22 protein-coding genes are annotated in these 25,590 nt (G+C 31.0%); 16 read left to right on the top strand and 6 right to left on the bottom strand.

Features of this window, described 5'->3' with window-relative positions:
- The first annotated feature begins 93 nt into the window (after window positions 1-93).
- From MHM83_RS14480 to MHM83_RS14455, 6 genes are read left to right on the top strand one after another with little or no spacing between them, the layout of a single operon-like run.
- Window positions 94-2,382 (top strand): TonB-dependent receptor, encoded by a 2,289-nt coding sequence (locus MHM83_RS14480; RefSeq protein ID WP_239180537.1) that lies wholly within the window; start codon window positions 94-96, stop codon window positions 2,380-2,382.
- A gap of 22 nt (window positions 2,383-2,404) precedes the next feature.
- Complete coding sequence (locus MHM83_RS14475) at window positions 2,405-3,622, top strand: DUF4374 domain-containing protein (RefSeq protein WP_125067246.1); 1,218 nt, start codon at window positions 2,405-2,407, stop codon at window positions 3,620-3,622.
- Between the two features lie 8 nt (window positions 3,623-3,630).
- Complete coding sequence (locus MHM83_RS14470) at window positions 3,631-4,332, top strand: ABC transporter ATP-binding protein (RefSeq protein ID WP_239180535.1); 702 nt, start codon at window positions 3,631-3,633, stop codon at window positions 4,330-4,332.
- A 43-nt stretch (window positions 4,333-4,375) separates the two neighbouring features.
- Window positions 4,376-5,806 carry a DUF3526 domain-containing protein gene (locus tag MHM83_RS14465; protein ID WP_239180533.1) on the top strand — a complete coding sequence of 477 codons (1,431 nt, stop codon included), beginning with the start codon at window positions 4,376-4,378 and terminating at the stop codon, window positions 5,804-5,806.
- Entirely contained in the window at window positions 5,803-7,224 is a 1,422-nt protein-coding gene (locus MHM83_RS14460; protein ID WP_239180531.1) for a DUF3526 domain-containing protein, read from the top strand. Before MHM83_RS14465 ends, MHM83_RS14460 begins: the two co-directional genes overlap by 4 nt.
- A 15-nt stretch (window positions 7,225-7,239) precedes the next feature.
- Window positions 7,240-8,607 carry an MATE family efflux transporter gene (locus MHM83_RS14455; protein ID WP_239180529.1) on the top strand — a complete coding sequence of 456 codons (1,368 nt, stop codon included), beginning with the start codon at window positions 7,240-7,242 and terminating at the stop codon, window positions 8,605-8,607.
- A gap of 25 nt (window positions 8,608-8,632) precedes the next feature.
- On the opposite strand, the gene MHM83_RS14450 is transcribed toward MHM83_RS14455, so the two are convergent.
- A complete protein-coding gene (locus MHM83_RS14450; protein ID WP_239180527.1) occupies window positions 8,633-9,241 on the bottom strand; it encodes a class I SAM-dependent methyltransferase in 609 nt (202 codons plus the stop codon).
- A gap of 273 nt (window positions 9,242-9,514) precedes the next feature.
- Here MHM83_RS14450 and MHM83_RS14445 point away from each other — a divergent pair, with 273 nt between their 5' ends.
- Complete coding sequence (locus MHM83_RS14445) at window positions 9,515-9,757, top strand: hypothetical protein (RefSeq protein WP_239180525.1); 243 nt, start codon at window positions 9,515-9,517, stop codon at window positions 9,755-9,757.
- A gap of 379 nt (window positions 9,758-10,136) precedes the next feature.
- Entirely contained in the window at window positions 10,137-12,503 is a 2,367-nt protein-coding gene (locus MHM83_RS14440) for an outer membrane beta-barrel protein (protein WP_239180523.1), read from the top strand.
- Between the two features lie 140 nt (window positions 12,504-12,643).
- On the opposite strand, the gene MHM83_RS14435 is transcribed toward MHM83_RS14440, so the two are convergent.
- A complete protein-coding gene (locus MHM83_RS14435; RefSeq protein WP_239180521.1) occupies window positions 12,644-13,360 on the bottom strand; it encodes an RDD family protein in 717 nt (238 codons plus the stop codon).
- A 119-nt stretch (window positions 13,361-13,479) separates the two neighbouring features.
- Between MHM83_RS14435 and MHM83_RS14430 the strand changes: the two genes are divergently transcribed.
- The 6 genes from MHM83_RS14430 to MHM83_RS14405 all read left to right on the top strand — a co-directional run bounded on the left by MHM83_RS14430 (window position 13,480) and on the right by MHM83_RS14405 (window position 19,605).
- Complete coding sequence (locus MHM83_RS14430; protein WP_239180519.1) at window positions 13,480-14,445, top strand: stage II sporulation protein M; 966 nt, start codon at window positions 13,480-13,482, stop codon at window positions 14,443-14,445.
- On the top strand, window positions 14,438-15,289 hold the full coding sequence (locus tag MHM83_RS14425) for a hypothetical protein (RefSeq protein WP_159611630.1): 852 nt from the start codon (window positions 14,438-14,440) through the stop codon (window positions 15,287-15,289). The genes MHM83_RS14430 and MHM83_RS14425 overlap by 8 nt, the downstream gene beginning before the upstream one ends.
- A 79-nt stretch (window positions 15,290-15,368) precedes the next feature.
- Complete coding sequence (locus tag MHM83_RS14420) at window positions 15,369-16,028, top strand: hypothetical protein (protein WP_053056700.1); 660 nt, start codon at window positions 15,369-15,371, stop codon at window positions 16,026-16,028.
- Between the two features lies 1 nt (window position 16,029).
- The gene (locus MHM83_RS14415; protein ID WP_159611626.1) at window positions 16,030-17,265 is read left to right on the top strand and encodes a DUF4350 domain-containing protein; all 1,236 of its coding nucleotides are present in this window, start codon (window positions 16,030-16,032) and stop codon (window positions 17,263-17,265) included.
- A gap of 1 nt (window position 17,266) precedes the next feature.
- Window positions 17,267-18,271, top strand: coding sequence for an AAA family ATPase (locus MHM83_RS14410; protein WP_073182992.1), 1,005 nt, complete (start codon window positions 17,267-17,269; stop codon window positions 18,269-18,271).
- 2 nt (window positions 18,272-18,273) lie between these two features.
- Window positions 18,274-19,605 (top strand): DUF58 domain-containing protein, encoded by a 1,332-nt coding sequence (locus tag MHM83_RS14405; protein WP_159490947.1) that lies wholly within the window; start codon window positions 18,274-18,276, stop codon window positions 19,603-19,605.
- A 35-nt stretch (window positions 19,606-19,640) separates the two neighbouring features.
- Here the strand turns inward: MHM83_RS14405 and MHM83_RS14400 are convergent, their stop codons facing one another.
- Genes MHM83_RS14400 through MHM83_RS14390 form a run of 3 tightly spaced genes read right to left on the bottom strand, consistent with a single transcriptional unit; the run spans window position 19,641 to window position 20,596 of the window.
- Window positions 19,641-19,928 (bottom strand): CCC motif membrane protein, encoded by a 288-nt coding sequence (locus MHM83_RS14400; RefSeq protein WP_239180517.1) that lies wholly within the window; start codon window positions 19,926-19,928, stop codon window positions 19,641-19,643.
- A 44-nt stretch (window positions 19,929-19,972) separates the two neighbouring features.
- Window positions 19,973-20,266: a DUF2752 domain-containing protein gene (locus MHM83_RS14395; protein WP_231128418.1), complete on the bottom strand. Its 294-nt coding sequence runs from the start codon at window positions 20,264-20,266 to the stop codon at window positions 19,973-19,975.
- Between the two features lie 6 nt (window positions 20,267-20,272).
- A complete protein-coding gene (locus MHM83_RS14390; RefSeq protein WP_239180515.1) occupies window positions 20,273-20,596 on the bottom strand; it encodes a YbaB/EbfC family nucleoid-associated protein in 324 nt (107 codons plus the stop codon).
- 138 nt (window positions 20,597-20,734) lie between these two features.
- Here MHM83_RS14390 and MHM83_RS14385 point away from each other — a divergent pair, with 138 nt between their 5' ends.
- Together MHM83_RS14385 and MHM83_RS14380 are read left to right on the top strand one after the other, a co-directional pair.
- On the top strand, window positions 20,735-22,831 hold the full coding sequence (locus MHM83_RS14385) for a S9 family peptidase (protein WP_239180513.1): 2,097 nt from the start codon (window positions 20,735-20,737) through the stop codon (window positions 22,829-22,831).
- A 114-nt stretch (window positions 22,832-22,945) separates the two neighbouring features.
- On the top strand, window positions 22,946-23,941 hold the full coding sequence (locus tag MHM83_RS14380) for a PLP-dependent cysteine synthase family protein (RefSeq protein ID WP_239180511.1): 996 nt from the start codon (window positions 22,946-22,948) through the stop codon (window positions 23,939-23,941).
- Between the two features lie 24 nt (window positions 23,942-23,965).
- Here the strand turns inward: MHM83_RS14380 and MHM83_RS14375 are convergent, their stop codons facing one another.
- Complete coding sequence (locus tag MHM83_RS14375; RefSeq protein ID WP_239180509.1) at window positions 23,966-25,573, bottom strand: hypothetical protein; 1,608 nt, start codon at window positions 25,571-25,573, stop codon at window positions 23,966-23,968.
- Window positions 25,574-25,590: the final 17 nt, after the last annotated feature.

The raw sequence follows: 25,590 nt of genomic DNA, 5'->3' as shown, positions 1-25,590 counted from the left end.
AATTATTTTAAATCAGAGATGTTATACCTTGAAAAGTTAGGAGGTAAAAAAGTTATATGCATACTATTTTTTAGCCTATTAACAAGTAGTTTTTTGCATTCGCAAACAGTAAAAATTTCAGGAGTAGTAACTGACAATTTAGGGATTCCTTTATTTCAGTCTCATCTCCAAATACAAGAACTTAATAAAAATGCAGTAACCAATGAGGACGGAAAATTTACATTTAAAAAGATTCCGAAAGGAAAATATAGCTTAAAAATATCTTATGTAGGTTTTAAAACAAGTTACCAGGCAATAGATGTTTCAGGTGAAAAAACGAATATAAAACTTACTATTCAGTTAAAGCCTGAGCAAAATCAGCTAAATGAGGTAACTCTTGAAGGAAAATCAACAGCTCAAAGATTAAAAGAGAGTACAGCTAACGTATCAGTTTTACAAATGGAAAAGTTTCGAGAGAGGAACATTAATACAAGTGATATTGTAAAACAAATTTCAGGGGTAAATGTACGACAAACAGGAGGCTTTGGTAGCGATGCAAAAATCTATGTAAATGGGATGACTGGAAAATCGGTACCCTTTTTTCTAGATGGAATTCCTTTATCATATTTTGGGGCTGGATTAGGGCTAAATGTACTGCCTTCAAACTTAATAGAACAAATTGAAGTTTATAAGGGAGTAGTACCTGTAGATTTAGGAGCAGATGCGCTTGGAGGAGCTGTTAATATAGTTCCTAGAAAATCATATTCAGACTATTTAGATGTTTCCTATTCAGCAGGATCGTTTAATAGCCATAAAATGAGTGTAAATGCGCAATTGATGAGTCCAGACAATCAATGGATGTTTGGGGTAAATTCATTTTTTAATCACTCTGATAATAGCTATAAAGTTGATGTTGAAATACCAAACGAACAAGGAAATCCAAAGCCTGCGAGAGTTAAACGGTTTCATGATAAATTTTCTAACCATCTTTTAAACGTTTATGCAGGAGTTTTAGATAAAAAGTATGCAGATCGATTGGTTCTTAGTGCGCGTTATTCAGGACTTGACGATGATATACAGCACAATGCTATTATGGCTCAACCTTATGGAGAAGCCACTTATAGTGAATCAACCGTTGGAACTTCTTTAGAATATGAAAAAAAGAATATTTTAAAGAAAATGAACATGAAATGGTATAGTGCTTATAACCGTACCAGAGGACATTTTATTGATACTACCCTAAATGCCTATACTTGGGATGGTAAAATATATCGTAAACGGACAGATGGTGGAGAAATTTCTGCTTCACGAAATTCTTTAAAATTAACCTCTCAAAATGTTTTAAATCGAGTTAATTTAAACTACTATCCTTGGGAAAAAGGAAAGTTTACGTTGAATCTTTTTTCATCTTGGTTTAGAAGAGTAGGAGAAGACCCAATTGCGGCTGAGTTTTATGGAGAAGATTTTTTTAAGAATCCAACCCAACTTTTTAAAAACGCATTAGGTGTTGCTTATGAACACCGTTTTTCAAAAAGTTTAACGAGTTACACGGGAGCAAAACATTTTTGGTTAGATGCGGATGGGTATGAAATAAAAAACCTTGACTTTGTTCCTAACCAGCAAGAAACATCTAATTTTGGATTTTTACAATCGCTTCGTTACCATCTTACAAAATCTTTTTTAGTAAAGTCTTCTTACGAGTATGCTACGAGACTTCCTGATGAAGTGGAGCTTTTTGGAGACTTTACCTTAATAAAATCCAATCCATTTTTAGAACCAGAACAAAGCCATAATTTTAATTTAGGTTTCCAGTTAAAAACAAAGAAAGTTAATTGGGATACGAATCTTTTTTACCGAGGAACAAACAATGTTATTTGGTTACGCACCTCTCAATTTTATTCTCAATATCAAAATTTACTAAAATCACGTACGCTTGGGGTTGATATGGAGCTGCGCTATCGTCCGGTTGATTTTCTTGATGTAAAAGCAAATGCTACTTATCAAGATTTACGAAACCGTTCACCAAAAAATATTACTGGGGCTGTGGATAATCGTTATTTTAATGCAAGACTACCTAACATTCCTTATTTTTTTGGAAATGCAGAAGTACGCTACCACAAAGAAAATTTCTTACACACAAAAAATAATATTTCAGCATGGTGGTCTGCAAACTACGTAAATGAATTTTATCTGTTTTGGGCTGTAGATGGTAATAAAGATTTAAAAAACACCATTCCATCTCAATTTACTCAAAATTTAGGTATCACTCTTTCTCACCCGGAAAATAGATGGACGGTTACTGCTGAAGCGACCAATATATTTAACGAAAAAGTATTCGATAACTTTAGTGTGCAACGTCCTGGAAGAGCATTTTATATAACACTTAGAACATTTATAAATTAAAAATAAACATCAATAAATAAAAATGAAAACACAATTCTTAAAAAAAATAAGTTTAGTATCACTTTACACATTTGTATTAGTTTTTACATTCATAGGGTGTAGTAGTGATGATAATTCACCAGTTGGAACCGATCCAGTAATTATTAATTTTGGGATTACAACAGTAAGTGGAGCATTTCCTAATCAGACCTCTTATATTCAAGGAAAATCAAGTTTAGAATTTTCAACGATAGGAAATGACAAGGCTTTAGAATTAACAGGAAATACAAGAACCGTTTCTTATAATAAAGAGTTGTATGCATTGCCTTTTGGCGCACCTGCAACCCTTGCAAAATATTCATTTAATGAAGAAGGAAATGCAGTCGAAGATCAACGTATTGTTGTTCCTGGGGCAAATACTTTTTCTGCCCTTTATTTTGAAAGTAAGGAGGTAGCGTATGCTTCAGTAGCAGGGGGGATTTCAAAGCTTATTATTTTCAATCCAACTACAATGCGTATTACAGACGAAGTAGCTTTAACATTAATTAAAGAAAAATTTCCTGAAGCTACGCGCACCTATTATACAGATATGATTGAACGAGATGGAAAGTTGTTTATGGGAGTACATTATGAGAAAAATTTTGCTCCAGTAAACGATTGGGCGTATGTAGCGGTAATTGATTTAAAAGAGAAAAAGGTAGAAAAAATAATTTCGGATAAAAGAACAGGAATGGTGTTTGGCGGACATGCAGCAAATGCAGGAATGGTTAAAACTACTAATGGAGATATTTATGTACAAGGTTTAGGAACTACAATGAGTAGTGGAAGTAGCCCTAGTGGTTTGCTAAAAATACCTAATGGAGAAACTTCTTTTGACCCAGATTATTTTATGAATATGCAAGAAGCAACAGGAAATGTATGTTATGGAATTTATCATGCACCTAATGGAAGAAGCTTTACAGCAAGAGTAGAGGAGGTAAGTGATTTTTATGAGTATCAAACTGGGCAACCTCAATTCAAATATTTTGAGATTGATGTTCAAAAAAAGTCGAGTTTAGGGGCTGTACCAGGACTTCCTACCACATATGGATCTCGTAGTATGATTATTCTTCCTTATAAAGACCAAAAATTATTATTTACAACAGCAACGAATGATGAAAATGCTGTGTTTAGTTTTGACACCAGTTCAAACACATCTAGTAAAATGTTTACGTCTACAGGTGGTTACATATCTGGTCTTGAAGATTTTAATAACGAATAGAATACACCATGTTAAAAGCACAAGATCTCACAAAAAAATATGGTGATTTTACCGCCTTGAATAGTTTAAATTTAAATATTAAAGCAGGAGATATTTTTTGCTTGCTCGGAGCTAACGGTGCGGGAAAATCAACAACTATTAATTTGTTTTTAAATTTTATTGAGCCTACATCTGGTAGTGCTTTTGTTAATGATTTAGATGTAACAAAGAACCCACAAGAAACAAAAAAATGGTTGTCTTATATTCCTGAAAATCTCCAGTTGTATCAATATATGACAGGACTGGAGAATCTTCACTTTTTCTGTGGTCTACAAGGTGTGGATATAGAAAAAGAAGCATTAGAAAACTTATTAATACAATCAGGTTTACAAAAAGATTTTGTTAAGAAAAGAGTTCGTAGTTACTCTAAAGGAATGAGACAAAAAGTAGGGATTGCTTTAGCGAGAGCTAAAGGAGCCAAGGTATTACTTTTAGATGAGCCTACCTCTGGATTAGATCCTAAAGCAAGTAATGAGTTTTCTGAGCTTCTACTTAACATGAAGCAACAAAAAGTTGCCACTTTAATGGCAACACATGATCTTTTTAGAGCTAAAGATACAGGAACACATATTGGTATTATGAAAGAAGGGGTTTTGGTTGAAAAAATGGAATCAAATCAAGTTTCTTTTCATGATTTAGAACAAAAGTACTTAAAACATATGCACGAATAGTGTGTAATAAGTCATTACGTCTAAAAAATAAAAATGTAAACAGATGATACATCAAGTATTTTTAATAGCTAAAAAAGAACTTACCAATATTGCAAGGCAAAATGCTTTAAAAATTTTGTTTCCTATTATTTTGTTTCTCTTAGGGTTTTCACTTTATGCTGGACATATAGCTTATAAGCAGGAAATGGGTATGGTGAAAAAGGCTCAAGAAGAAAGAAGAGCTGAGTGGTTAGAACAAGGAAATAAGCATCCGCATATTGCGGCTCATTATGGAACATATGTTTTTAAGCCTAAAACGCTTTTAAGTCTTTTTGATTTTGGATTGGATACTTATACAGGAACCTCCGTTTATTTAGAAGCACATTATGCACATGAGTTTATGTTTAGACCTGTACAAGGATATGGTAATATGGCTCGTTTTGGAGAATTGAGTGCAGCTTTGGTTCTTCAGTTATTATTACCACTTCTTATTATATTCATCACTTTTCAAACTTTTAGTAAAGAAAAAGAGACAGGAACCTTAAAGCTGCTAATAGGACAAGGAGTTTCAATGAGATCCATTTATTTAGGTAAAGTTTTGGCTTATTTTTTAATAGTTCTACTCATATTAATATTGTTTTTTACAGGACTTTATATTGTGGGAATAATTGAAGATAATAGTTTAGTAGTGCAAGATGTAGGCTTACGAGTTTTATTTCTCTTTTTCCTTTACGTTGGGTATTTATTTGCTTTTACAAACTTTTCTGTTTGGGTTTCTTTTAAGTCTTCAAATGCGCGAAACTCTCTTCTAACTTTATTAATGTTTTGGATTACAACTGGTATTATTATTCCACAAACCTCGGCTAATATAGGAGAGAGTTTATATCCTTTACCATCTCTTAAAGCATATAAAGAGAAAATTAAAAAGGATATAGATAAGGGGTTGCCTAAGGATGGCTCTAAAGAAGAGAGACTTGTTAAATCAAAGGAACAGTACTTAAAAAAATATGGAGTAGACTCTTTACATCAATTACCACTAAATTTTGAAGCAATACGAATGCAAGAGGGAGAAGAATATGCTTATAAAGTACAAAAAGTTCATGATTCTCTTCTTAACAGAAGGTTTGAATATCAAAATAGAATAGGAAGTATAATAGGGTTTGTTGCACCGTACATTTCAGTAAGAAATTTTTCAATGGCTTTTGCAGCAACAGATGGGTACAGTTTTAATGATTTTCAAGAAAAAACAAAAGTATACCGCCTTAAATTAATGAGAAAAATGAATAATGATATGGCTGTAAATTCACGTTATGGCGAGTTTTACGAGTACAAAGCAGGAAGAAATTTATGGGAAACGGTTTCTGGACTAGAATATCGTACACCAAGTGTAATGAAAATCTTTAAAAATTACAGAATAGAATTAATATCATTAATTTTTTGGGTTTTAATAATGTTCTTACTAATACCTTCTTCTCACAAAAATAAATTGATATGAAATTAACGATATTATTATGGAGACGTGAAGGTATTTCAATCGTTAGAAATACGTTTCAAATAGTTTTACTTACCATTGTGTTTTTATTGGGGATTTATGCTGTTTATTATGGGCACTCAAAAATAACGGAGCAGCGTAAAATAATTGAGAATGTTAAACATATTGAAAAGAAAGAATTTGAACAGTATAAAGAGAGTTTTTATACCAATCATACTTCGTTAAAAGATAAACAGTTATTTGACATAGCTTCTAAGCCTGCTTATGCATGGTATCGACATGGATATCATGCAATTTTACCTCCTCATGGTTTAGCACACATGTCTTTAGGCCAAAGAGATATAGAACCTTATTATTATAAGTTAACGGGAATGAGCTTATATTATCAATTGTTTGAAAATGAACTAGCAAACCCGCTTAAACTCTATGTTGGAAATTTAGACCTATCGTTTGTTTTTGTTTATTTGTTTCCATTGCTTGTCATAACTTTTACTTATGGATTATATGCAGAGGAGAAGGAAAACGGAATGTTACCCTTATTAAGGTTACAATCTATAGGACTAAGAAAAATCCTCTTAATTAGAATTGCTTTTTATTATGTTTTAGTTTTAGGATTAGGAGTCCTTTTGTCTATAATAGCTTTTACGGTTGCTGAAATAGTAAGTGTTTTAAGTGCTTGTTTATGGTTATTAGCAGTCTTTTGTTATTTCAGCTTTTGGTTTGTCTTAATGTTTCTTTTAATAAGCTTTAAAAAGAATTCTTCATTAACAGCCATTACTGCTGCTGGTTTATGGTTACTTTTTTTAATAGTTTTCCCAGCAGTATTAAATGTATATGCAAATATTGTACATCCGATAGACAATACTTCATTAGCTGATATAACCAGAAGAAGAAGTCTTGAAAATGAAGAGAACATAGAAGAAGCTAAAGCTGTAGTTGTTGAGTATTTAGATTACCGAGATGATTTAAAAGGAGCAAAATCTTTAATAGATGTAAATACAATGGCCAAGGCTTATGCATCTTTTACTGCGCTTAATGATAATCATCACAGAGAAGAAGTACAGGAGTATTTTAAACAAATTGAGTTAAGACAAGAATGGGTTTCTAAATTTCGATGGGCAAATCCAGCGGTAAATGCTCAAGGAATGTTTAATGAAATAGTTGAAACGGATTCTGAAATTTTTCAATCTTTTTATCAATCAATTGAACTTTTTCATAGAGATATTACCAATTTTTATTTTAATAAATTGTTTTTAGGTAAGCAAATAACAATAAGAGATTATGAAAGGTTGCCTAAGTTTAAGTTGAATGCTGATTATACTAAAAGTCAAAGAATAGGAAAAAGTTTATTAGAAGTAATACTTATAACCTTTATAATTTTTGGTACATCACTGGTCTTTTTTAAAAAAATAACTTCTTAAAAGAGTGGTGCAAATATGAGTTCCGAAATAAAGAATAACACAAAACAAAAGCTTGATTTTATTAATGATAGCCTTTGGGGTCTTATGTTACAACTATCTGTTCCAAGCATTTTAGGTATGATGGTTATATCTATAAACGGGCTTGTAGATATATTTTATACAAGCTATTTTATAGGGATAAAAGCTTTTACAGGGGTTTCAATGTTATTTCCCTTAATGCTAGTTGTTACAAGTATTACTGTTTTTATAGCTGCAGGCTCTGCATCTGTTCTTAGCAGAGCTATAGGAGCTAAACAAGTTGAAGTTCAAAAGAAAGTAATTCCAAACATGATAGCCTTATCTCTCATAGGGGCAACTTTAGTAACTGTTTTAGGAATTATTTTTTCTCATGAAATAGTCTCAGTAATAGGAATTTCAGGAGAACTATTTACGTATGCTTTAGAATATTTTAAAGTATACGTTTTGGGAGCATTATTCAGTATTTATGGTCTGTCAGCTAATAGCTTAATACGGGCAGAAGGAAGCATAAAAGTAGCAATGCAATTCACAATAGCTTCAGTAATTTTAAATATTTTACTAACTCCCATCTTTATTGGCGTTTTACAGATGGGAGTAGCAGGTGCTGCATGGAGTAGTATTATAGCAATGTTTATTTATAGTTTGTTAACATCTTTATACTTTATCCGTGGAAAAGCAACATTTAAAACAGGGGCTTTTGGAATAAGATTGGAGTATAAAATACTTAAAAATGTTTTAAGCATTGGTTTTTCAGCATTTACAATGCAACTATCTAATTTGTTTAGACAATTTTTACTTTTCAGGTTAGTGGTTTTCTATGGAACAGTAGAAGCTATGGCATTTTTTAATGCTGTTTTTAGGTTGTTTACTTTTTTAGCTATCCCGCTTTTAGGACTTTACCAGTCTATGCAGCCGATTATAGGAATTAATTACGGAGCTAACAAGCCGTCTAGGTGTTTAAAAGGAGTAAGGGTATACAGGTTAGCAGGGGTTGTTCTTGGTGCAGGACTATTAATTCCGATACTGATTTTTCCTGAGGCAATGGTTAATGTTATATTACCTAATGTAAAACTTAATGATACAGAAATTTTTAATGTACGAATGTTGCTAAGTATTTTATTAGTTATTCCAATATCTTCTAGTAGCATAGTTCTTTTTCAAGCTATAGGAGAAGCAAAATTAGCAACGTTGTTACCTATTGGAAGACAATTATTGTTGTTTGTTCCGGTAGTATTACTTTTAACTAAATACTTTGGAATAGAGGGGATATATTACAGTTTAGCTTTAGAAAATATTTTATATGCTTTGGTTTTATATATTGTATCTAGAAAAACACTTAAGCAAATATCCAAGGGAATAATATAGGGGTAGGTATAAATGAGTTAGTTTATTATTTTATAAGGTGTTTCTTTTTTGCCACAATATGAAAAACATGCCAAAATTTTTCTTTTCCAGATAATGTTTTTCCTTTTTTAGAGATTTCATTAAAATAAAGAATCTCAAACTTATCAAATAAGTTTTTTACATCTTGTATATTGTGAAAAGTCATATCAGAATTAGAACTCCAGGAATCTTGTGGTCCAAAAAAATGTCCGCAAAAAATTCCTCCAGGGGATATGCATTTAATGATATTCGACCATAACTTACCAAATTGATTAGGAGAACAAAAAGGAAGTGAAAAAGATGCATTAACCAAATAAGCTAAAGGAAGCTTTTCTAAATTCTCAAAAGAAACGTTACTAAATTTTAATAATTTAGAATGTTTAGGAGCTAAGTTTTGTTGCAGGTAAAGTAATGAGTTAGGGTTACTGTCTATGGCAACTACAGAAAAACCATTTTCTAATAAAGCAAATGTATCTACCCCATTACCACACCCCAAGTCTACAGCTGTTTTTTCTGTTATATTATCTTGGGTAGCTATAAAATCTAAAGCTTTACGAAGTGTATAAGCTGGGGGATGTTTTTCTTTTTTAATTTTATTATAATGCTCTTTCCACATTCTATATTTTTTTCTGAGATAAACAAATATAATGAAGTATTACACTGTTTAAATTAAAAAAATAAAACATTCTATTATATTTTAACTTTTATAAGAGTAAAAGGTTTATTATTATGTGTTTAACTTTATTGAGGTATTTGTTTTTTGGATGAAAGCAAGTGTGAAATTAACACCTTTTTTAAGTTAATTTTAGTAGGTTTGTAAGTAATGAAAAAAGGTTGGTTAAAGAGAAGTGTAGCCTATTTATTTCTTGTGTTTTTTCTTTCAGTGAAAATGACAGGAATTCATGTATTGATGCATACGGATGATATGGATCATGCAGTGCATTGTACCATGTGTGACCATAGCATAACACATGATTTAACTCCTGCGCTTACTCCTAATTTCCAAAATTTAATTATTGATAAGTTTGAAATAATAGTTCAAAAATCAATTATTAAAAATTACAAGTTTACTGCCACAAGTAACTTTGCTTTGTATCAACTTTTCTCCAGACCTCCTCCTTTCTTATTATAATTTTTTAGAGAAAAACAAAGTAAAATATCATCTTGGTTTTTTATAAGTTATTCTAGTTTCTTTTAATGATAGTGTAATCAAAAGTTAAAAACTTTGGATTATAAAATGCATCTAAATATTTAGAGTATATAAAAAGCTATGTGTAAAGAAAAAACATTTTCACATTCAATTTTTTGAAAATAATTACAACTTTTTTAAAAAGGAGTTGAAGAACATTTTATGCAACTAATTGTAATGAAAAACTTCTAGAACTTATAAAACCAAAATAATTCATTCTTAAGTAATACTTAATATTTAGGTATCTGTGTAAAAACAGAAATTAAATAAGCAGAATGATTACAGGTAGATAAATCTATCTAACTAAAAAATAAATTAAATAATGAAAAATTATATCAAAATACTTGTACGTTACTTTTTAATTCTTTCCCCATGGCTTATTTTTTCACAGGAGGTTGAAGTAAAAGGAATTGTTAGTGATGCCACAAATCAAGTATTACCAGGTACAACTGTTTTTATAAAAGGAAGTAATAAAGGAACAGTAACCAATTTAGACGGGAAATATTCAATAAAAACTACTAGAGGAGCTGTTTTGGTATTTTCTTTTGTAGGAATGATTACGAGAGAAAAAAAAGTAACTGATGAAGAAAAGATAAACATAACCTTAAAAGAAGATACTAATGCGTTAGACGAAGTAGTGGTTAATTTTAAAAAACCGCTTATTGAGGCTAGTAAAGGAAAATTAACATTTAACCTAAAAAAATCTACTCTTACAACAGGGCAATCCGCTCTTGATATGTTAAAAAAAATACCAGGGATAAATGTAGCGCAAAACGATGCTATTTTATTTAGAGGGGCGTCTGGGGTAAATATTATGATAGATGGTAAAATGACCTATTTATCTGGAGGGCAATTGTCAAATTTATTAAAAGGAATGAGTGCTGAAGACCTTAAAAAGATAGAATTGATAACATCACCAACAGCCGAGTTTGATGCAGCAGGTAATACAGGTATAATTAATATTGTTCTCGAAAAAAAACTCAAAAAAGGTTATGCAGTCAATTTACGAACTACCATTTCAAAAGGGAAATACTGGATGACAAATGAAAATATTTTGGCAAGTTTACGTACAAAAAAAGTGAATTTATATGGTTCTTTTGATTATAATACGCCTCATAGATTTACCAAAAACAAGAGTGGAAATACCATCAATGAAAATGGAGAATCTCTGTGGCTTAGTCGCAAAAACGAAAGTAATTATAAAATAAAATATTATACTTGGCGATTTGGAGCTGAATGGCAATTTTTACCTAAACATAGTTTAAGCATTAATTATCATGGTTACTTAGATGACTTTAAAAAACAAAATTATTCTACAGTTAATAAATTCAATAATTTTAAAGAACTACAATCCTATACATTAACTGATAATAAAATAATTGAACCTTATCATTACGATGCGGGGAGTATGCATTATATGTTTGTTATGGATTCTCTTGGAAAAAAGTTAACAGCAGATGCCAATTATACATCCTATCGAAATTATTCAGATGGAATACTGATAACAGACAATTATGATGCAAACCAAAATAAATTAGATACCAACGTACTCAAGTCACACCAACCAGGAAGTGTAGATATTTTTTCTGCACAAATTGATGCTAATTTGCCTTTTAAGAAGTATGCTATTAAAACAGGGGTTAAATATGCTAAGGTTAAAAACGACAATCAATATGAATTTGAATCGTTAGAAGAGGATACTTATGTAAAAGTACCAGCATTAAGTAATCATTATAAATATAAAGAACAGATTGCAGCAGCATATATAACTGGATCAAAAGAAATAAATAAAACAACAATTGATGCTGGACTTCGTGTGGAATATACCAGGGCAGAAGGATATACAGTAAAAGAAAATGAAACAAATCAATGGCAATACACCAAGCTGTTTCCCTCTTTTTCAATAGGACAAGTTTTAAATAAAGACAATAAAATTGATTTTTCGCTTAATAGGCGTATCAATCGTCCATCTTATACCGATTTAAATCCAGTAAGATGGTATAGAGATCAGTACTTCTATTATTCAGGGAATCCTAATTTAACACCTGAATTAGCTTGGGTATATTCGTTTACATATAGCTTAAAAAATAAATATGTTTTTTCTGCAACGTATAACCAAAGCGATAATTTTATAAATCGAAGGCTTTTAGTAGATGATAATGGTACTACCATAAAAAGTCAAAGTGATAATTTTGGTAATAGAGAACGTTTTGATTTTACTGTGTCAACACCATTTAAATTATATTCGTTTTGGAATTTACTTTTCTTTTCAGATATAAGTTATACTACGTATCCTATTTCACAAGTTTCAGGAGAAAAACAACTATCAAAGTGGGCTACAACATTTACATTACAACAAGATATTTCTTTACCAAAAGATTATAAAATAAATCTTTCTGCACATTGGTTTTCATCGGAGTTACTTGGTTTGTACAGTACAAAAGCAACAGGTTATGTAGATTTTGGAATAAAAAAAACATTCCTAAATAAAAAACTAGTAGCGCAACTGACTATAAGTGATATATTTAATACCAACCGTTATGAAGCCTATTCTCAAAGTGATATTATAGATTATTACTATAACAATAAACCAGATTCAAGAAGGTTTGGTGTAACCTTGCTTTATCACTTAGGAGGAAACTTAGTGAAAGAAAATAGAAAAAAAACAGAAGAACAGAAAAGGTTATGATTTTTTTCAAGAATTAAATTACGAGATAGAATTCCATAAAAAAACAAAGAATGACGTTCTAAAAGGCGGTATTCTTTGTTTTGATTAGGTTGCTTTTACTTAAGTAAGTAATGTTTATTTAAACTTGTGTAAAATAAATATTACTGCCTCGCGTAATAATGATAATCTTTAATCACAGTATCTATAAATTTAGCAGGCTTTTGCTCGGTAGTAATTCCTGTTAACTCAATAACTTTTGTGTATAGTTTCAAAATTACTTTATGATTTCTTTTCTTTATGGCATCTCTATATACTCTTGTGATAGTGTGAATATCATTATCACTCAATAGCGTTACCTGTGAATAGGTTGGTGTGTAGTTATCTACTACATCGCTTGCAATAGTATCTTTTAACGTAATTCTTTTCTTTTCAGATATTACAGTAGTCCCTGCAGCAATATCTCCTAAACGTTGTCCTTTTCCGTTTAATAAAATGGTAAGTACAGCAACAGAACCACTAGCTAAAGTGAAATCAACAAAACGTAATAACCATCTAATTAAATAACTTCCAAAAGTGGGTTTAGAACCATCTAATTTAACCACTCTTATTTGGTTAAAGTATTTGCCAGGAGTTTGCCCGTTCATTAAAACCTCAAAAAGTAAACTATAAAAGAATACAGGAAGTCCTAATAGAACAAAGAGACTCATATATTCCATACTCATAGGAATATCTAACATGCCTATTATAATAGCAATGATAATGTAATATCCAACAATAAATAACGCATCAATTAAATAAGAACCAATACGAGTGGTAACATGAGCTACATTTTGACTAATAGCAATGTTTTGAGCTGTTTCTATTTGAAAATTATCCATGAACTAGTTTTTCACTTTTTTTTGTTGATATTTATGCAACTTTTTTTAGTTTAGCGAAGATAAAAATATTCTATGATTAGAGAAACTTCTCAACAAACATGCTTTAATTTTTTAAACTCATGAGAGAAGCTGCCTTTGTAAATAAAAATAAAGAAAAGTGGCAACTTTTTGAAGATGCGTTGTACAACAAAACAGTTATTTCACCAGATAAACTATCTGATTTATATGTGGAGTTAACTGACGATTTGAGTTATGCCAAAACGTTTTATCCTAACGGAAATACGGTAATATACTTAAACTCGATAGCATCTGCAGCACATCAAAAAATTTATAAAACTAAAAAAGAAAGTAAAAACAGGTTTGTTAGCTTTTTTAAAACGGAATTTCCTTTAATGTTTTATAGTCATCAAAAACAATTACTGATTGCGTTTTTAGTATTTGCTTTTTTTTCTATTTGTGGTGCTTTTTCAGCCGCAACCGATATTGATTTTGTCCGTTTGATTTTAGGAGATGGTTATGTAAATATGACTCTGGAGAATATTGAAAACGGAGATCCAATGGCTGTATATAAAAAAGCTAATGAAGTAGACATGTTTATTGGAATTACTGTAAATAATATAAAAGTAGCTATGTATGCCTTTGTGTTAGGAATGTTATTTTCGGTAGGAACCTTATACATTATGATGCAAAACGGAATAATGTTAGGTTCGTTCTTATATTTTTTTTACGATAAAGGGTTGTTTTGGGAATCGTCAAGAACCATTTGGATTCACGGAACCATAGAAATATCAGTAATTGTTATTGCAGGATGTGCCGGATTGGTATTAGGTAACGGATTACTATTTCCAAAAACCTATTCACGACTAGAATCATTTAAAAGAAGCATGAAAGATGGATTAAAAATAATGGTAAGTACCATTCCGTTTTTTATAGTTGCAGGATTTTTAGAAGGTTTTGTAACCCGTCATACAGAAATGCCTGATTGGTTAGCAATCTTAATAATTGCTACCTCATTAGCACTCATTATATTTTATTACGTCATATACCCAATTAAAGTTTATAAAAATCAACAAACCCATGCATAAAGAATACGTAGAGTTTAAAAAAGAAAGAGATTTAGGAAGTATTATTTCAGATGCCTTTAAGTTTATACGATTAGAAGGGAAACAGTTCTTTTTAACCATTTTAAAAGTAGCAGCAATACCTATTGTTATAGCGGTTGCTTCTATGATTTACTACATGATGTCTATTTCTTCAATAATGAGCCAAGATACAAGTGCAGTTGCAGGAATGGTGGGAGCGGTGTTTATTATGATGATTGCTTATTTAGTAGCCATTGTTTTTATAAACTTGGCAGGTATGTATTATATTAAATCATATATAGATAATAAAGGAGTAGTTAGACAAGAAGATGTTATAACCAATACAAAAGCTAAGTTTTGGTCGTTTACAGGATTTGGTATTTTGGCAGGGTTACTATTATTTGCAAGTGCAATGCTATGTGTATTACCTGTGTTTTATACTTGGCCAGCATTATCTTTAGGAGCTTCAATTTTAGTATTTGAGAATGAAACAGCTTCTGGAGCAGTAGGAAAATGTTTCAACTTTATAAGCGGATATTTTTGGGAAACTTTTGGGGTGATTTTCGTTGTGTCTATTTTAGTAAGTATTTTAGGATATGTTTTTCAAATACCAGCAACTATATATCAATTAATAAGCATGGGGATAGGTTCAGGAAGTGATGACCCAGCGCAAGTTTTTGGATTTTTTGGTGATCCTATTTATTTGATTTTAAATGTTATATCAATAGCAGGCCAGCTACTATTTTATTCAATTACCTTGATAACGAATGTGCTTTTATATTTCGATATTAATGAAAGAAAAAATCTTACAGGAACTATTGAAAGAATTGATAGTATAGGACAGTAATCTTTTGAAGCAGTTTCTTTTTTACATAACGTTTTTTATTTGTTCAATCACTCTATTTTCACAGGAAGAAAAAAGAGAGGTGCAGTATGATGATACTATTATTGAACAAAAAAAGTTTGATACTCAAAAAATAGAGGAGTACAAACAAAAAGATGAATTTATATACATTGTAGAAAAAAGAGAACCTACTATTTTAGAAAAAATATGGGACTGGTTAAAACGAACCGTCATAAAAATTCTCTCTTATATTTTTGATGATATTACACCAGCAGTAGGATTTTTACGTGTTGTTTTAAAAGCGCTACCATATGTAATTGCAGGGTTGGTGTTGTACTTCATTATTAAGTTCTTTTTAAAAGTAAATGCACGCAATATTATTGATGGTAAAAAGGCTAAACCTATTGTGCATTTATCGGAAGAAGAAGAATTGATAAAAGATAAAGACTTACCAAAGTTAATTCAAGAAGCAATTTCAGAAGGAAATTATCAACTAGCAGTACGTTATTATTATTTGTTGCTGTTAAAAAAACTGTCAGATAAAGAGTTTATTTCTTGGCAACAAGAAAAAACAAACGAAGATTATATAAAAGAGTTATCATCTAAAAAACAACTGTATACAGACTTTAAAGAGTTAACTTATTTGTACGATTATGTGTGGTATGGTGAGTTTTCTATAGATAAAGAAAAATTTACACAAGCGGAGAACAACTTTAAAAACACACTAGCTAAAATTTACTAATTTGGATAAAAAACTTAAAATATACATTGGTCTGTTGGTGCTTATAGTGCTCGGTATTTTTTATGTTGAATCTGTAAAGCCTAAAGAAATCAATTGGTATCCAAGTTATGCTGCAAAACATAAAATTCCATATGGTACATATGTATTGCATAAAGAAATGCCAAGTTTATTTCCAAAAAGTGAAGTAAAAGATATATACCAAAATCCGTATGTGTACTTAAAAGACGATAAGAATAACGGAACCTATTTTTTTCTTGATAATAAAGTGAATTTTGACAAAGATGAGTTGAATGAGCTTTTAGAGTTTGCAGATAGAGGAAATGATGTGTTCATAGCAACCAATGGAATATATTTAGATACGTTGCAAACAAAGACAAGTTATTTAACAACTTCAGCGTTTGAGGAAAAAGCCTATCAAAAAATGAGTAACCCTATTTTTGGTGGAAAAGAATATCATTTTGATAGAGATTTTTCAAAGCTGTATTTTTCTGAAGTTGATACGCTCAATACAACTATTTTAGGCGAGTTGGTAATACGAAATGAAAACGATTCAATCATCAGTAAAAAGCCGAATTTTATCAAAGTTAAACACGGAGAAGGTAATTTTTATTTGCATACGTTCCCGCAGGCATTTACGAATTATAACATGCTATTAGATAATAATTATGAGTACGTAGCGAATGTGTTATCATATCTAAATAACCCGGGTAATAAAGAAGCAGAGGTGGGTTCTAATAGTAACAATACCATTTTATGGGATACCTATTATAAGACAGGAAAAAGTAGAATAACCTCTCCCATGCATTATATTTTATCAACCCAATCGTTAAAATGGGCATATTATATAGGATTGATAGGGGTGTTGTTCTTTATTATTTTTAAAGGAAAGCGTAATCAGCGATTAATTCCTGTTATTACACCGTTAAAAAATCAAACACTGGCTTTTACACGTACCATAGCCAATATGTATTACGAAAAATCAGATCATAAAAATATAGCTGAACATAAAATCAACTATTTTTTAGAATATATCAGAATAAAATACCGATTATCAACTTTAAACATAGACGAACGTTTTTATAAAAACCTTGCTAATAGAAGTGGTAATTCAGAAGAAAAAGTAGTTGCTTTATTTAAAAAGATAGAGCAAATACAGTCAAAATCAAGTATAACCGAAGAAGATTTAATAGCCTTAAATAAAGCTATTGAAGCTTTTAAAGCATATAAAAAAGAATAGGATGGATACAGAAAACAACCCAATAGAAAATACGAATGAGTTATTTTCAAGTAGAATAGATTTGTCAAAGTTAAAAGAAGCGGTTGTAAAAATAAAAGAGCAACTAGGGAAAGTAATTGTAGGTCAAGAGGAGTTTATGGAGTTACTGTTGGTTTCTTTACTGGCTGACGGACACGTATTGATTGAAGGTGTTCCTGGAGTAGCCAAAACAGTAACAGCAAAGTTATTGGCAAAAACCATAGCAACCGATTTCAGCCGAATTCAGTTTACGCCTGATTTAATGCCTTCGGATGTATTAGGAACTTCGGTTTTAAACATGAAAACATCTGATTTCGAGTTTAAAAAAGGTCCGATTTTCTCTAACATTGTGTTGATTGATGAAATTAACAGAGCACCAGCTAAAACGCAAGCAGCATTGTTTGAGGTGATGGAGGAAAAGCAAATTACAATGGATGGTGAGCGTTATGAAATGAATCCACCCTTTATGGTATTAGCAACTCAAAACCCAATAGAGCAGGAGGGAACGTATGCCTTACCAGAGGCTCAATTAGACCGTTTCTTATTCAAAATAAATGTTGGGTATCCGAATTTAGAGGAAGAAATACAGATAATCACTGCTCATAACGATCGCAAAGGAGCGTTACCGCAAACGAAAGTGGAAGCTGTGTTAACAGAAGCTGAGTTATTAGAATACAGAAGCAAGGTTTTTGAAGTATTGGTAGAGGAAAAAATAATTAAATACATAGCACAACTTATTTCTAATACACGTAACAATGCACATTTGTATTTAGGAGGTTCACCAAGAGCAAGTATTGCAGTATTAATGGCGTCTAAAGCATTTGCAGCAATCAATGGACGTGATTTTGTGATTCCTGAAGATGTAAAGAAGAGCATTTACCCTGTATTACGCCATAGAATTATGTTAACTCCTGAACGTGAAATGGAAGGAATGACAGCCGATAAGGTGATTGAAATGATTGTACAATCTGTAGAAGTTCCAAGATAGTGATTCAATTCTTTAAATCGTTATACGTACACAATCGCTTTTTTATCTATATAAGCGTTATTTCGGCATTATTTTTAGTGTCGTTTTGGATTCCTGCGCTTTATTCAGTAACATGGATGCTTGTGTGGTTATTTGTAATAACGATATGTGTTGATGTGTTTATCTTATACCGATTTAAAAATGGATTTTTAGCGAAAAGAATTACATCAGAAAAACTATCAAATTCAGATGCTAATGAAATAGCCATTACGCTTGAAAATAATTATCCGTTTCAAGTTTTTATTTCATTGATTGATGAATTGCCAGTACAATTTCAAAAAAGAGATTTTGAACATGCAATGTCTTTGAAGCCTGGTGAGAAATCAACCTATACCTATAGTGTTAGACCAGTTGAAAGAGGGGAATACAAATTTGGGAAAGTAAATATATTCGTGTCTTCTTTTTTACAAATGTTTTCCAAACGTTATTCCTTTGCTGCGGAAGAAAGTGTGAAAGTATATCCGTCATATATACAAATGAAAAAGTACGAGTTTCTGGCGATGCACAATAACTTAACGGAGTTTGGTATGAAGAAAATCCGACGAATAGGGCATACCATGGAGTTTGAGCAGATAAAAAACTATATTCCTGGTGATGATGTACGTACCATAAACTGGAAAGCAACAGCTAAAAGAGCAGAGTTGATGGTGAATCAATATCAAGATGAAAAATCGCAACCCATATATTCTATTATCGATTTAGGTCGTGTCATGAAAATGCCTTTTGAAGGGTTGAAGTTATTAGACTATGCAATTAATTCAACCTTAGCTTTTTCAAACATAGCCTTATTAAAAAACGATAAAGCAGGGATGCTTACCTTTTCCAAAAAGGTTGAAAAGATAGTAGCTGCTAGTAACAAAAAAACAAACTTATCGGTTATTAACGAAGAGTTGTATAATATTACAACCGATTTTTCAGATGCTAATTTTGCGTTATTGTATGCGAATATTAAAAGAAAAATAAATCAACGTAGCTTGTTAATTTTATATACCAATTTTGAGCATATATCGGCGTTAAAAAGGCAATTACCATATTTAAAAGCAATAGCTAAAAAACACTTGCTAGTGACTGTTTTTTTTGAAAATACGGAGTTAGATACGTTGATTACTGAAAATGCAGAAGATTTACAAAGTGTGTATCATAAAACAATTGCCGAGAAATATGCTTACGAAAAACGTTTGATGATAAAAGAGCTAGAGAAAAACGCTGTGCATGCTATTTTAACAAAACCACAACATTTGTCTGTTAATGTAATAAATAAATACCTAGAGTTTAAAGCAAAAGGAATGATATAAAAAAAGCGACCATTTGGTCGCTTTTTTATGAGTTATTATTGATATTGTTCTAACTGTCTGTTATATTGTTCCATAAGAACATCCCAATCTGTTGTTGCAACTCTATAAATAGTCATTGACAAATAAATGGCATTTAATATTAAAGCAATCATAGCAACTGTTTTAGCTGTTTTTATAGACTTGATTGTAGCAGCATTGTATTGCTCAGGATTTGCTTCAGCTTCTTTTAGTTTATTGTTTGCCATTATAAAAGCAGGTGCAGCCAATACAATACCTAATCCAGCAAAACAACAACATAGGAAGCTAATTATAGGATAGTACATAAATAGCCGTTGGATTGAATTGTTTTTCCATAGTTTTCTAAAGTTTAAATTAATTGATTCATTTTTATAACATAACTACTCACTATAATAATTATGTTAATGATAGCCAATATACTGATTATTTTTTGAGCATATTTTACTTTATAGAAGAAGTTAATGCCTACAACAAAAGCTAAAAGCAATAAAGTATATATTGCAGGGTACATTTTAAAAGCAGCAACGAACTCTCCTTGTGAAATTAAGCTCAAAGCACGCTGTATACCACAACCTAAACAGTCAACTCCAAAGAATTTTTTGTTTAAGCAAGGCAACATATAATCTTCTAATTGTACAGGCATAACTTATTATTTGAACATATCCATTCCAGGAATATTAGGCATTCCGCTTTTAGCAGCAACAGCTAATTCCTGTTCGTTAATTTCACCAGCACGTTTTAATGCTTTGTTTAGCGCTAAGATTAAATAGTCTTCCAATTCTTCTTTATCATCTAACAAAGACTCATCTACTGTAATAGCTTTAACTTCACGATTAGCGGTTACGGTAACTTTTACATTTCCTTCAGCAATTGCTTCATCAATTAAAACGGTATCTAATCGTTTTTTTGTTTCTTCTACTTTTTGTTGAGCTTCTTTTAGTTTACCCATCATTCCAGAAATATCTCCGAACATATTGTACAGTTTTTATGATTTATTTTCCAACAAAAATAGTATTTTCACAAGAAATATAAACCAACTTAAAAAATGAAAAAAATAATGCTACCGGCTTTGTTTTTTAGTCTTATTTTTGGTTCTTGCAAAAAACAAGAAATGAATAAAGATATCAAAGCCCCAGTTGCTGAAAAGCAACCAATTAAGTTAGAGAAACACGGAGATATACGTACTGATGATTATTTTTGGATGCGTTTAACTGATGCTCAAAAAAATGCAGAAGTTAAAGACGAACAAACTCAAAAAGTATACGATTACTTAAATGCAGAGAACGCTTATTATGAAGAAATGACAAAAGAAACTAAAGAGTTTCAAGAAGAGTTATTTCAAGAAATGAAAGGGCGCATAAAAGAAGATGATGAGTCAGTACCATACAAAAAAGATGGATACTTTTACATAACTCGTTATGAAAAAGGACAGCAATATCCTATTTATAGCCGTAAAAAAGAAACTTTAGAAGCAGAAGAGGAAATCATGTTCAATGTGAATAATGAAGCAAAAGGATATGATTATTTCCAGCTAGGAGGGTTAAATGTGTCACCAGATAATAAAATGACAGCTTTTGCTACAGACACAGTTAGTCGTCGTCAATATTTTATTAGAATTAAAAACTTAGAAACTGGTAAAATCTATAAAGATATTATTGAAAATACCACTGGAGGTTCTGTATGGGCTAATGATAATAAAACGTTGTTTTATGCTAAAAAAGATCCTGTAACGTTACGTTCTTCAAAGATTTACAAACATACATTGGGTTCTGATGCATCTTTAGATGAATTAGTGTATGAAGAAAAAGACGATACGTTCGGAGCTTTTGTTACCAAATCAAAATCTAAAGATTATATCATAATAGGTTCGTATAGTACTGTTTCAACAGAATATCATGTATTAGATGCTAATAATCCTGATGGAGAATTACAAATAATTCAACCACGTGAGCGTGATTTAGAATATGAAGTAGCACACTACGGAGATCATTTTTATATTAAAACCAATAAGGACGGAGCAACCAATTTTAAGTTGATGAAAACTCCTGTAGATAAGCCTGGGAAAGAAAACTGGGTAGATGTAATTCCACATAGAGAAGATACCTTATTTGAAGATTTTTCAATTTTTAAAGACTATTTAGTTTTAGAAGAAAGAAACGAAGGATTGAATAAAATCCGTATTAAACGATGGGATGGAACTGAAGACTACTACTTACCTTTTGAAGAAGAAACCTATTCAGCAGGAGTATATGGTAACCCTGAATTCGATACAGAGGTAATTCGTTACTCATATAATTCAATGACAACTCCAAGCTCTGTGATTGATTTCAATATGAAAGACAGGTCAAAAGAAGTTAAAAAGGAGCAAGAAGTTTTAGGAGGAAAGTTTGATAAAAATAATTATGTAAGCAAGCGTATATGGGTACCTGCACGAGATGGTAAAAAAGTAGCGTTATCAATTGTACACCATAAAGATACGAAGCTTGATAAAAATACACCAATCTTACAATATGCGTACGGTTCTTACGGATATACAATTAATGATGGGTTTTCAACAACACGTTTAAGTTTATTAGATCGTGGATTTGTATATGCTTTAGCGCATATTAGAGGAAGTCAGTATTTAGGACGTGAGTGGTATGAAGATGGTAAAATGTTGAACAAGAAAAATACATTTACCGATTTTATTGATTGTTCTAAATATTTAATTGATAACGGTTATACATCTCCAGAGCATTTATATGCTATGGGAGGTTCTGCAGGAGGTTTATTAATGGGGGCTATTGTAAATATGAATCCTGAGCTATATAACGGAATCATAGCTGCGGTGCCTTTTGTTGATGTAATTTCTACCATGCTAGATGATAGTATTCCATTAACTACAGGTGAATATGACGAATGGGGGAACCCGAATAATAAAGAATATTACGATTATATTAAGTCGTATTCTCCATACGATCAAGTTGAAGCAAAAGCATATCCAAATATGTTAGTAACTACAGGTTTACATGATAGCCAAGTGCAGTATTGGGAGCCAGCAAAATGGGTAGCGAAACTACGTGAATTAAAAACAGATAACAACATGTTATTCTTACATACTAATATGGAAGCAGGTCATGGAGGAGCCTCAGGAAGGTTCGATGCTTTAAAAGAAACAGCAGAAGAATATACGTTCTTTTTAATGTTAGAAGGTAAGTTAAAAAAATAATTATATTTTTGCGCTCGATTGAGTGTAAGTGTCATTGCGAAAGCAACGAACAATCTCAACAGATTTTTCGTGTCTAATTTTCGTAATGACACTTTTTCTTATTTATAAAACATAATGAAAAGACATCAAGGTATTACCAATTCAATAATAGATTTAGTAGGTCAAACCCCCATGATTCAACTGCATCGAATTACCCAAGACTTACCGGGTACGTATTATGCAAAAGTTGAAGCTTTTAACCCAGGTCACTCTGCTAAAGATAGAATTGCATTGCATATCATAGAAACAGCAGAACAAAAAGGAATCGTAAAAGAAGGAGATATTATTGTTGAAACAACATCTGGTAACACAGGGTTTTCATTGGCAATGATTAGTATTGTAAAAGGATATCGATGTATTTTGGCAGTGAGTGATAAGTCTTCTCAAGACAAAATAGACATGTTAAAGTCTATGGGAGCAGAAGTACATGTTTGTCCTGCAAATGTTACTCCTGACGATCCTCGTTCGTATTACGAAGTAGCTAAAAGATTGCATAGAGAAAATCCAGGGTCTATTTATATCAATCAGTATTTTAACGAATTAAATATTGAAGCACATTATAAGAGTACGGGACCAGAAATTTGGGAACAAACCGACGGAAAAGTAACCCACGTAGTTGCAGCTAGCGGGACAGGAGGAACGATTTCTGGAACAGCACGTTATTTAAAAGAACAAAATCCTGATATTCAAATTTTAGGAGTCGATGCGATGGGCTCAGTGATTAAAAAGTATCATGAAACAGGTGAGTTTGATTCAAATGAAATTAGTCCCTATAAAATAGAAGGTTTAGGTAAAAACTTAATTCCTACTTCTACTGATTTTGATGTGGTAGATGTGTACGAAAAAGTATCAGATAAAGAGGCGGCTTTAAAAGCTAGAGAATTAGTAAAAGCAGAAGGAATTTTCGCAGGGTATACTTCAGGAGCAGCTTTACAGGCTACACAACAATATGCAGACAATGGTTTTTTTGATGAAAATAGTGTAGTAGTCGTAATTTTACCAGACCATGGTTCTCGTTATATGAATAAGATTTATTCTAATAACTGGATGAAAGAACAAGGGTTTATGTAGTGGTTTATCTTATTTAATAGAACGCTATCTTATATTTTTTAGCCAGTTTCTATGCCAAGCGATTCGGTATTTATCTTTCTGTTCAATGTTAGAGTTAAAAATATCAATGAGTTTTATTTTTTTTGACTTACTAAGACATATTGTGCAAACTAGTGAATCAATTAAACCAGAATCCCTTAATTTTCTTGTCCTATAATCAGTATCATAAATCATTATTCTTATATAACTTGTTTTTAAAAAACGTCCCCAAAAAGGGTGTATTTTTCGTTTTGAATGTTTTATTCCCTTTTTTACAATTTTCTTGTAATTATTTTTTACGTACTCAAGAGCATTTTCATTTCCAAATTCATTTAATACAATACTCATATCACTAACAACAATTGAGTACTTTCTCCTATGTTGTTTAGAATCTCTAATCGAATATTTTTTTCTAAACTTATTTTCAGTTTTTTTGTGAAAATCATCCCAAAGGCTTTTTTGTTTTATAATAATGTAGAAGTTAAAAAAAGCAGAAAGAAATTGAGGGATTTTAAATTTTGGAACAAAAAAAAATAAATTATTCAGTAAAACATTTTTGTAGTCTTTTAAGTTTTCGCTTTTAGCTTCCCTATTAATTTTTAGTATTTTACCATCATAACCACCAAATCCAATTAAACTACTATAAGTAGCTTCTATGGATAAATAATAACGTTGATAATTTCTTACAAAGTATTCAGAAAGAATAGCTGTTCTACAGCCATAATAATTAACTTCATTATGAGTGCGACAATTAGTTTTTATAAAGATGTTTAGCTGTTCTTCATTGTTTATAGTTTTGTTACTCAAGCAATCTTTTATTTCCCATTGAGGTGTGCTTCCTAGTGCTTTAAGTTCTTCAATAGCTATACTTTGAGGGTAAGAATACTTTTCTTTCTGTAAAAACTCTCGATTATTTATTAAAAATATTTTAAAAGCGAGTGCAACTCCGTTAACTATGTCAATTAAATTGTCAAATAAATCAATAATTTTTTTAGTTCTAATTTCTTTAGGATCTCCTCTTTTACCTTTGTAAACTGTTGAATGTTCTAAATAGCTTACGTTACCATGTGCAATACCATTTCGAATAGTATGATCGTAAGGCTTAGTTAAAGGTGATAATTCAGTTTTTTTTAATTCTTCAACTATATGATATAAATCTAACCGAGAAAAAGACTTATCTCTATATAACCTTTCTAATATGGCAGGAAGTTTAAGGAAAGTAGTATAGCTTGACTCCAGTATTTTCAAGTAATTAAAATGAATACTATTTTCAATAAATTGAATTGTGACTAGATTATTAGCCTCAGGAATTAAACAATCATGAATATGAAGTTTGTTAATTTCGTTCAAATTGTTAATACCAATATCTATTTCCTTAGAGTTTTCCTTAAAAAAAGAAATAACTGCGTTTGGATTTTGTAGAATTCCGTTTTCTAAATTATTAAGATATAATTCAAATGAAGAGTTACAAAATAATTTCTCAGGATAACTTTCTAGATACTTTTTTAAATGTAGAACTCTAGAACTTGGGTTAATTCTATTAAATTTACTAAGAATTTTTTTAGTAGATATTCTATTCTCTTCTTTGGTAATAGGACATTCTTCTAATAGCATTTTTTAGTGATTTTTTG

The organism is Tenacibaculum sp. Mcav3-52 (assembly GCF_022347665.1).
GTDB classification, from domain to species: Bacteria; Bacteroidota; Bacteroidia; order Flavobacteriales; family Flavobacteriaceae; genus Polaribacter; species Polaribacter mesophilus.
This window is presented reverse-complemented; position numbering and strand designations above follow the sequence as displayed.